The following is a 9,231-nucleotide window of genomic DNA, read 5'->3' as shown; positions in this document are numbered from 1 at the left end:
GGTGCTTTGGGTGGTTCCGTCGCCGCCACCGCCGCCACTATTACCACTACAACCCGCAATACCTGCAAGCGCTGCGACCCCGGCCGCGTGCATAAACCGTCGCCGAGACCGCGAACGACCGTCGTCACTATTCGAAGACATCATCACAATTATTTACGACGCCTATCATAAATTTTTATGTTGGGGTACCACACGGGAGTAATACCGTATAATACGTACACATACCCAGGTCTCCGTAGCGTTTCGTGTCTGATAGAGGCGTGAAATCTTCGAGACCTAGTCGCTGTTTCCCAATTATCAGGACCCCACCGCTTAGGTGGGATGGCTGTGAGGACGGTGGTACGGTGGCGCTGAGAGAACCTGCAGCAAGCGTGGTAGAGTCCGTGGACGGCGACCGGGCCGTCACGCTGCTCGAATCCATCTACGAACACGACCTTCCTCCGGTGGTCCAGAATCTCGTCTCCGAGTACCAGGGTTTCGACGGGGGACGATCGACGTTCCTGTGGAAGTGGATCCACCACCTCGCACCAAAAAATGTGATGCCGTTCGTGAACGAGTCGTACCGCGACACGATCGCCATCGACAACACGATCCTCGTCATCTTCGTGACGGTTCTGGACGATCTCATAGAGAAGCACCGAGACTTCGGGACGTTCGACGCTATAACGAGCCTGGTCCGTCTCAACGGGCGGGACGACAGCGCGGCGCTGGGCCGCTCGCTCGAACTCGCCGACGGCGGCGGAGACCCGGCCCGCGTCGACGAACCGTACGCGGCGTTCGGCGTCCGCGTCTGGGAGACGCTCCTCGACAGACTGGAGCGCGCCCCGAAGTTCGCCGAGTACGCCCCGCTCTTCCGTTTCGACGTCGGACAGGTCGTCACGTCAATCGAGTACAGTAGACTCGCCATCGAGCGCCCGGACCTGGCGACTGTCGACGACCTCGGCCGCTATGAGTCCCACAATATGGCGATGCACAGTTTCCTCGATATCGACCTGATGCACGCGGCTTCCGAGTACCGGGATCACCTCTCAGTTCTGCGTGAGGCCGTCGGGATTGCCCAGGAAATGGCCCGGATCGGCAACTGGCTCAGCACGTGGGAGCGGGAAGTCTACGACGGCGACGTGAGTTCGGGTATCGTCGTCTCGGCAGTCGAACGTGGCATCGTCGGCGTCGAGGAACTCCCCGACCCGGCGGATCCGGACCCCGACGTGGCGAATGCGGTGATCGAACGAATCAACGATCATAATCTCGAAACCGAGTTCCTCGTGGAGTGGAACGACAAGTACCGCCGCCTCGTCGCACTCAACCGCGACGTCGACGAGGTGGACATCGGTCCGTTCATCGACGGGACCGAGGACGTTCTCAGATACCACATCGCGAGTCAGTGGTTCAATTAGCGGCCGAAGAGCGTTCGCCGCCGAACCGCTCGCGCTCCCGGCGGCAGACGCGTTCCCAGAGCGTGAGGAGGGAACTGTCGAGTCCGTACCGCGCGTCGGTGTCGCGCACCCACTCGTCGTCGGTGAAGAGCAGATACTGGAAGCGTCTGACCGTCGGATCGAGATCCTCCAGCGTGAGGTCACCGACGTAGTAGCCAACGGTCTGGGACCGTGTCTCGGCGATCAACTCCGGGGGGACGCCGATGCCGCACTCGCCGGCGACGTACTCGAACCACTCCAAGTGGAGGATCGCGTCCGCGAAGGCGAACCGATCGGCGAATCCGGACACCGAATCGACCGCGGGGCGACCACGGGAGATGACGTCTCTCGGGCGACTGAACCGCGGAATCGAGAGGTGATCGATCGTTCGCGCGTACTGGTCTGCGACACGCCTGAGCCGCCAGTCCGCGTAGGCGACAGGTGCCGTCAGTGAGAGTTCATACCAGACGGGCGTCCACTCTAAGAACGGCAGGCCGAAGGCGGCGTCGGCATAGAGATCTGCAGCGACGAGTCGGTTCACGGCCGGCGCGACGTCTTCGCCGGTCCGGCCGGCGCGCATCGCAGTCTCGGCCTCGTCGATGAACCCGGCGAGGTCGCCGGTGTGGAACCCCATTCCGTCAGCGACCCGCAGGAGATACTCGCCACCGGGACGAAACCAGTCAGCGAAGTCCGCAGGCGTCCGCGCACGTAGTAATGAGAAGACGCTCACAGCGGAGCATAGGGCGTCCGAACCTATATACCGTCGGTTCCGCGCCGATCAGCCGTCAGTTTCGTGTCGCTCGGCCGCGGCCGGTGTGACGATTACGAATCCGTCTCCGGATTGTCGAGTTGCTCCGTCAGCCCCCACTCGGCAGCACGCGAGCGCGCTTCGGCGCGGGCTTCCTCGCGGATGGCTTCGATTCCATCCGCGTCGGCCAGGAAGGCTTCAACCGCACTCGGCCTGTCCTCGTCCGCCACCCGGGCGTCTGGGGCGGCAGCGCGCGTGCGCTCGACGAGGGCGTCGTCGCCGGCGAGGCGTCGCGCCGGTGCGGTCGGATCGACGCGGAACTCGTCGACTCGGTGGGCCGCCGCCAGCGCTGACGCCGGGAGTTCGTACAGTTCGGCGTGGAACAGGTCACCCGTGAGCGCGTCGAGCGCGGCCGCACCACCGGCGTCGCTCCCGGGATGATACGCCAGCACCGGCACGCCGGCCTCGAAAGTGACGACGGCGCGGTCGTCGTCGCCAAAGAGGATCGACCCCTGCGGCTCGAAGACGACGTAGCCCGTGAGTTCGCGCGCCAGCACGTCGGCGAGGGTCGCGCCGACGTCCGCGTCGGTTCGGGATCGGCAGAGTTCACCCTCGGGAATGTGGCCGTCAGCGAGCATTCTCACGGGCGGTCCGGCACGACAGCGCTCCGGAACCGGTCGGCGACGCCCGAAGCATCACCCGCGCGCACGTCCAGCGTCGACGCGGCGTCGTTGAACGCATCGGCCGCGGGGTCGTTCGGTGCGTGCGCGAGCAACGGTTCGCCGGCGCGGCGGGCCGCTCGCACGGCGTCGCTCTCGGGGACGCTCGCCAGCGCCGTCCCACCGAAGTAGCGGGCGGCCTGGTCGGCGATGGCGTCGACGTCCTCGTCGGGGCGAACGCGGTTGAACAGCACGCCAGCCGTCTCAGTGCCGTACGAGCGAGCGTACTCCTGCACTTTCAGGCCGTCTGACAGCGAGGGCACCGTCGGTTGGAGCACGACGACAACCCGGTCGGCCAGGACGATTGGGAGAACGGCGCTCTTCGAACCGAGCGCCGCCGGCGAGTCCAACAGAAGCACGTCGGTGTCGGCTGCCAGTTCGGCGACGACGTCGCGGAGGAGCCCCGGGTCCGCTGATTCGAACGCCGTGAGGCTCGTCCCGCAGGGCACCACAGACATCCCGAAGCGGTCGTACACGGCCGCAGAGACCGGGACGTCGCGCTCGGCGACCAGGAGGTCGTGCAACGTGACGTCGGCGTCGTCGAGCCCGGTGTGAAAGAGGAGATTCGCCATTCCCGTGTCGGCGTCGATGACCGTCACGTCGTATCGCTCCGCGAGCGCCATCCCGAGCGCCAGCGTGCTCGTCGTCTTTCCGGTGCCGCCCTTCCCGCTGGCGACGGCGAACGCTTCGACCATACCCGACTCACGCGGCACCCCTTCAAAAGTCTTCGAGTCCACGTCACAGAGGTGGTGTTCGACGCTATTCGCTCGGTACAGACTTCAGGAGAGCGTCGAACGGAAGCGAGGCGACGAGTTCGCTCGCCCGCTCGAAGGGGTCGTGGGTTTCCTCGCGCGGCCAGTCAGACGGGCGCGGGACACCCGCGTGCTCGAAGATTCTACTCACGAACGCGGCGCGCGCCGCGTCGTTCTCGAAGAGTCCGTGGAGGTACGTCCCGAGCGTGTCGCCTGCTGCTGCGCCGAGAGTGAGCGGTGCTCGGCTCTCGGCCGTGAACGGCGTCGCAACCGACCTCGCGGTGTCCACCGAGTCGGTGAGCCGCGTCTCGCCGGCGTGAATCTCGTAGCCAGCGACGGTGCCGGATGCCCCGGCCAGCGGTCCGATCCCGTCGATCTCCCACTGGACGGGCGCCACACGCTTGTGAGCCGAAAACTCGGTCTCGACCGGGAGGAGACCGATCCCCTCGCGCGTCGCGCCCGCGCCGACTCCCTCAACGTCGGCGGCGACGAGGCGCTCGCCCAAGAGTTGATACCCGCCGCAGAGGCCGACGGTCGGGCCGTCGAAGGCCCGCAGTCGCTCGTGGAAACCGGCATTGCGGAGCGCCCGGAGGTCGTCGGCGGTGTTCTTCGTCCCGGTGAGCACGACGGCGTCGGCGTCGTCGAGCGCGGCGTCAAGCGGAACGAACGCGACCCGGACGCCCGGTTCCGACGCGAGCGGATCGAGATCGGCGGTGTTTGACGCGCGCGGAAGTCGCGGGACTGCGACGGTGACGCTCCGGGCGTCGGAGACGCCGTCGTCGCCGCCGCGGATCTCCTGCTCGTCAGGGGCCGGAAGCGAGACGCTGTCCTCGTCGGGAAGCCCGGGGTCGTCGTACGGGAGAACAGCCAGAACCGGCACGCCCGTCCGGGCCTCGATTTCGTCGATGCCCGGATCCAGAAGGGAGCGATCGCCCCGGAACTTCGTGATGGCGACGCCGACGACTCGCTCACGGACGTCGTCGGGGAGCAGTTCGAGCGTGCCGAGAATCGACGCGAACACGCCGCCGCGCTCGATGTCTGCGACGAGCAGGACCGACGCGTCAGAGAAGCGGGCGGTCTCGACGTTGGCGAGGTCGCGGTCGTGGAAGTTTATTTCGGCGATAGAACCCGCCCCCTCTGCGACGACGACGTCGTGCTCGGCCGCGAGTCGGGCGTGTGCCGCTTCGGCCGCCGCCCGGGCTCGGTCCCAGTGCTCCTCGTAATACTCACCGGCGGCGTAGTGGCCGACTGCGACGCCGTCGACGACGAACTGTAATTCGCCTTCGCCGCGCGGTTTCAGGAGGACGGGATTGTGGTCGGTCGTCGGCCGGACCCCCGCCCCGCGGGCCTGGACGAACTGTGAGACGCCGATCTCGCCGAACGCCGGGTCGTCGTGGTCAGCGGTAGCCGCGGCATCGGTCTCGCGGACCGCAGTCGGACGTACGACCGCGCGGGCTTCGTTGCTCATATTCTGCGCTTTGAACGGCGCGACGTCGACGCCGGCGTCGGCGAGGCGGCGACAGAGGCCGGCCGTGACCGTGCTCTTGCCGACGTGGCTGGCCGTGCCCGCGACGAGGATTGTCTTCGCTGCGTCTATGGCCGGATCTGCGGCGTCGTCGTCGCCTGCAGGCATCAGTATTCCGTGCCCTTCCGCGCCCGAACCCCCGCGTCGAAGGGGTGTTTCATCTTCCGTACCTCGGTCACGAGGTCGGCGTTGTCGAGGAGGTACGCCGGCTCCGTGTGGCTCCCAGTCAGGACGAGTTCCAGGTTCTCGGGCTTGGCGTCGAGGAGATCGAGCACGTCCGACTCGTCGATGAGCCCCTGCTCGACGGCGTAGAGGATCTCGTCGAGAACGAGCAGGTTGACGCCGTGCTCGGGGTCGGCGTCGGGGTCGAGCGGTTCGGTCAAGTCGGCGTCCGCTGCGCCGGCGAGGATCTCCTCCGTACGAGCGAGCGCGCCGCGAGCCTTCGCGTGATGCTCGTCGTCGTCGGAGCCGTCGAGCAGGCCGTGCCACCCGTAGTGGCCGGTGTTCTCGTAGGAGATGCCCCGGACCGACGCGATAGCGTTGTACTCGCCGCGGACGCCCTCTACCGAGTCAGCGCCGCCTTTCAGGAACTGGAGGACGTGCACGCGATAGCCGTGCCCGGCGGCGCGGAACGCCATCCCGAGCGACGCCGTGGTTTTGCCCTTGCCGTCGCCCCACCACGCCTGCACGAGACCGAACTCCGCGGGGGCCGCGGGCTCGATCTCGTCGGCCGTCGGTCGAACGCCGCCACCGGGCGTCTCGCGTCGCGTCGACTCGGGCGTCGGGTCCTCGGGCGTCGATGACGAGTCTGCGTCTGTCATATCGTCCGAGAAGGGTGGCGTGGTCAAGAAAGCGGCGCGTTACGCAGAGGTCCCGCCGCAGCCAGTGGAAGCGACCGACGCGTCGGGCGAACGGAGCGATCAGTCGTCGGCGAGCGCTGCGTCGCCGCTGAGTTCCGCGGGCAGGTCGGCCGGCAGTCGGTCGCGATTGTGCGGCGCGGAGAAGTCGATGTTGGGGCCGGTCGGCACGAGTCGCTTTGGGTTCAGATCCCCGTGGCTCGAGTAGTAGTGCCGAGTGATGTGATCCAGATTCACAGTCTCGGCGAGTTCGCCCAACTGGTAGACTTCCTTCGTGTAGTTCCAGAGGTTCGGATACTCGTGGATCGCCTGGCGGTTGCACTTGAAGTGCGTGTGATAGACGTGGTCGAAGCGAACCAGCGTCGCGAACATCGCGACGTCGGCCTCGGTGAAGGTTTCGCCCGCGACGAAGCGCTGGTCCTCGAGAATCTCCTCCCAATGGTCGAGTGCGTCGAAGAGGTCCTCGACCGCCTCGTCGTACGCCTCTTGCGTGTCGGCGAAGCCGGCGCGGTAGACGCCGTTGTTGATCGACACGTAGATGTCGTCGATGATGTCGTCGATCTCGTCTTCACGACCCTCAGGAAGGAGTTCGACGCTGTTCTCGTCTTCGAAGGCAGTAACGAGCATCCGCATAATCTCGCGGGACTCGTTGTTCACGATGGTTTCCTCCTCTGTATCCCACAGCACGGGAACGGTCACGCGCCCGGTAAACTCGGGGTCAGCGCGGGCGTACACGTCACGGAGGTACTCCTCACCGTAGAGCGGGTCGGGGTACTCCTCGGAGAACTCCCAGCCGTCGTTGTAGCGCTCGGGTTCGACGATCGACAGTGAGATGTCGTCGGTGAGCCCGAGCAGTCGGCGAGTCATCGCCACGCGGTGCGCCCACGGGCAGGCTCGCGAAATGTAGACGTGATAACGGCCGGACTCGGCCGGGTACTCGGCGTCGGGAGCGTCCTGAATCCAGTCGCGGAACGTGGTCTCTTGACGGTCGAACTCGCCATCATCGTTGGTGGCCTCGTAGGCGTCGGTTCGCCACTCGCCGTCGACGAGCATATTCATCGAGCGTCCCCTTCAGCAGGTGTTCGGTCCGTCGCGATCGGTACGCGTTCGGGCGTCGCTTGGGATTTCATCTACTGTGTGTACGGGTCCGGCGGAGGTAAGTCGTTTGGCTATTGGCGCGGAGTGCACACGACCGCACGGCGCGGGGGGTCCGCCGTGATGCCCGCCGAGGACCGTCAGGCACCGAGCAGCGTCTTGACCGCTGTCACGGCCGTATCGGCGTCGGGACCTAACACGTACGTGATCGGTTCAATGCCGTAACCACCGGTCTGATAGCAGACGAACGTCGAAGAGAGGTCCTCGCGATCGGCGAGCGCCTCGCGGATCGGATCCGTCGGGGCGTCGGCCTCGAACTCGACGGCGTCGTAGCCCGCGGCTTCGAGGTCTGCGACGATCTCCGGGTCGTAGCGGACGTTGATCGCGGCGTGGACGTCGCGGCCGGCGTCGCGGGCCGACAGGAGCACGCTCGCGACGTGCTCGCTCACGCCGAACTCTGGGTCGCCGGGGATCGTTGCCCGCCCCTTGACGTCGAAGATGCGCCCGGGGACGCCGGCGACGTCGTCGACGGTCGACGCCGCCGGGAGGCTCTCGACGAGGTTCGAACCGACGTTCGGAATCAGCCCCGCGAAGCCACTCGCGTTCGTGAGTCGGCGGAGGGCCCGCCGGAGCGACGATCGGACCTGTTCGCTCGTCCGCAGACCGCTGTCGGGGTCGTGGATGCGCTCGTAGCCTTCGTAGTCGGCGAGTTCGGGCATCTCCGCCTCGTGGAGTCGCGCGAGGAGGTCACCCGTCTCCAGTCGGCGGACGAGCACCTCGGCCTCGACGAGTGCCTGCACACGGCTCATATCGCCGGTGGCGAGCCCTTCGCCGACCCGCTCGACGAGGTCCACGACGCGCTCGTCTTCGAGCACTTCGTCGCGCCGGCTCACATCGCCGTGAGCGTACTTCGAGACCGCGCTCTGGCTGATTCCGAGCGCCTCGGCGACTTGGTGCTGTGTGAGACCTCGGTCGCGGAGGTCCTCAGCGAGCATCGAGCGAAACGTCGGGAGAAACTCGTCGACGACGACTTCCTCGATGAATCTCATATGTCGTCTACCCGGAGCCTCCGTCGGTCCCGCGCGTCCGCTCGAACTCGGGATCGTCACCGATCCGTGACGCCTGCGGGCCCTCCTGACCCTGATATTTCGAGCCGCGCTCCGCGCCGTAGGGACGCGATGCGGGCTGCGTGAGTTCCGTGAAGACGAGTTGGGAGACGCGCATTCCCGGCGTGAGTGCGACCGGAGCGGTGCCGAGATTCGACAGTTCGAGCGTGATCTGGCCCTGGTATCCGGGGTCGACGATGCCGGCCGTCGCGTGGATAACGACCGCCAGCCGACCGAGCGAGGAGCGTCCCTCGACAGTCGCCAGGAGGTCGGGTGGGATCTCGACGCGCTCTTTGGTCGTGCCGAGGACGAAGTCACCGGGGTGGAGAATGAACTCCTCACCCTCGGGGACCCGCGTTTCGGTCACGTATTCGGAGACTTCCGACTCGCGGTTTGGGTGGATACAGGAGATGTTCGTCCGCTGGAACTCTAAGAACTCCTCGCCGAGGCGCAAATCGAGGCTCGCCGGCTGGACCTGCATATCGAGGTCGTCGATCGGGTCGACAACGAGGTTGCCGGCTTCCAATCGCGCGAGGATGTCGTCGTCCGAGAGTATCATCGTGCGAGACACCGGGAGCGAGGGACGTAAAGCCATCCGTTGATACGGCGTATGGTGGCGTTTGCAACGGACGTCATAGCCAATCGAGCGACAGCGTGAGACCGAGTGCGTCTGTCTCCGAAGACCCCACGATGCGACGAGCGTTGCCGTCGCTGCGATAATGCGTGGCTCTCACAGGCGATTACAGATTATATCAGTTTTTGTATCATACGCCGCGGCGGGCGCTGTATCCACGGGCAAATGCGTTCCTTCTTCGAGGTGAACGCCCGGTTGCGATTATCTATATAGATAAATACTGGTGTGCGTCCCGGCAGTCGGCTAGCGTGAGCCGAGTCCTCGATCAACATAGAGCGATTTCAGGACCATACATCACCTTACAAAACGGACCTCAACGAGACTATTTACGAGAGACTTCGACCGAGGTACTCACCCGAGAGCGAGACGACAGCTCACCC

9 protein-coding genes are annotated in these 9,231 nt (G+C 65.8%); 1 reads left to right on the top strand and 8 read right to left on the bottom strand.

The genetic code is table 11. The annotated features are described in order from the left end of the window. Nucleotides 1-344 precede the first annotated feature (344 nt). Nucleotides 345-1,397, top strand: a complete 1,053-nt coding sequence (locus ABEI27_RS09380; protein ID WP_375799139.1) for a hypothetical protein — start codon at nt 345-347, stop codon at nt 1,395-1,397. On the opposite strand, the gene ABEI27_RS09375 is transcribed toward ABEI27_RS09380, so the two are convergent. From ABEI27_RS09375 to dcd, 8 genes are all read right to left on the bottom strand, one after another. Next, nucleotides 1,390-2,145, bottom strand: coding sequence for a hypothetical protein (locus tag ABEI27_RS09375; protein WP_375799138.1), 756 nt, complete (start codon nt 2,143-2,145; stop codon nt 1,390-1,392). The genes ABEI27_RS09380 and ABEI27_RS09375 overlap by 8 nt on opposite strands. 92 nt (nt 2,146-2,237) lie before the next feature. Next, nucleotides 2,238-2,801 (bottom strand): hypothetical protein, encoded by a 564-nt coding sequence (locus tag ABEI27_RS09370; RefSeq protein WP_375799137.1) that lies wholly within the window; start codon nt 2,799-2,801, stop codon nt 2,238-2,240. A gap of 2 nt (nt 2,802-2,803) precedes the next feature. Beyond that, nucleotides 2,804-3,577, bottom strand: a complete 774-nt coding sequence (locus tag ABEI27_RS09365) for a P-loop NTPase (protein ID WP_375799136.1) — start codon at nt 3,575-3,577, stop codon at nt 2,804-2,806. A 64-nt stretch (nt 3,578-3,641) separates the two neighbouring features. Beyond that, nucleotides 3,642-5,267 carry a cobyric acid synthase gene (locus ABEI27_RS09360; protein WP_375799135.1) on the bottom strand — a complete coding sequence of 542 codons (1,626 nt, stop codon included), beginning with the start codon at nt 5,265-5,267 and terminating at the stop codon, nt 3,642-3,644. After that, nucleotides 5,267-5,980, bottom strand: a complete 714-nt coding sequence (locus ABEI27_RS09355; protein WP_375799134.1) for a cob(I)yrinic acid a,c-diamide adenosyltransferase — start codon at nt 5,978-5,980, stop codon at nt 5,267-5,269. The genes ABEI27_RS09360 and ABEI27_RS09355 overlap by 1 nt, the downstream gene beginning before the upstream one ends. A gap of 99 nt (nt 5,981-6,079) precedes the next feature. Beyond that, entirely contained in the window at nt 6,080-7,075 is a 996-nt protein-coding gene (locus tag ABEI27_RS09350) for a glutathione S-transferase family protein (RefSeq protein WP_375799133.1), read from the bottom strand. A gap of 176 nt (nt 7,076-7,251) precedes the next feature. Next, a complete protein-coding gene (locus ABEI27_RS09345) occupies nt 7,252-8,160 on the bottom strand; it encodes a thiamine-phosphate synthase family protein (protein WP_375799132.1) in 909 nt (302 codons plus the stop codon). A gap of 7 nt (nt 8,161-8,167) precedes the next feature. Beyond that, a complete protein-coding gene (gene dcd / locus ABEI27_RS09340; RefSeq protein ID WP_375799131.1) occupies nt 8,168-8,776 on the bottom strand; it encodes a dCTP deaminase in 609 nt (202 codons plus the stop codon). Nucleotides 8,777-9,231: the final 455 nt, after the last annotated feature.

This window comes from Halobellus sp., assembly GCF_042218505.1.
Classification (GTDB): Archaea; Halobacteriota; Halobacteria; order Halobacteriales; family Haloferacaceae; genus Haloquadratum.
The sequence above is the reverse complement of the archived record's forward strand: the minus strand, read 5'-3'. Positions and strand labels throughout refer to the sequence as shown.

What these genes read in the sequence shown, in the direction of transcription:
- ABEI27_RS09355 (WP_375799134.1), bottom strand. Translation starts at nt 5,980, where the DNA reads ATGACAGACGCAGACTCGTCATCGACGCCCGAGGACCCGACGCCCGAG.
- ABEI27_RS09360 (WP_375799135.1), bottom strand. Translation starts at nt 5,267, where the DNA reads ATGCCTGCAGGCGACGACGACGCCGCAGATCCGGCCATAGACGCAGCG.
- ABEI27_RS09350 (WP_375799133.1), bottom strand. Translation starts at nt 7,075, where the DNA reads ATGAATATGCTCGTCGACGGCGAGTGGCGAACCGACGCCTACGAGGCC.
- ABEI27_RS09365 (WP_375799136.1), bottom strand. Translation starts at nt 3,577, where the DNA reads ATGGTCGAAGCGTTCGCCGTCGCCAGCGGGAAGGGCGGCACCGGAAAG.
- dcd (WP_375799131.1), bottom strand. Translation starts at nt 8,776, where the DNA reads ATGATACTCTCGGACGACGACATCCTCGCGCGATTGGAAGCCGGCAAC.
- ABEI27_RS09370 (WP_375799137.1), bottom strand. Translation starts at nt 2,801, where the DNA reads ATGCTCGCTGACGGCCACATTCCCGAGGGTGAACTCTGCCGATCCCGA.
- ABEI27_RS09345 (WP_375799132.1), bottom strand. Translation starts at nt 8,160, where the DNA reads ATGAGATTCATCGAGGAAGTCGTCGTCGACGAGTTTCTCCCGACGTTT.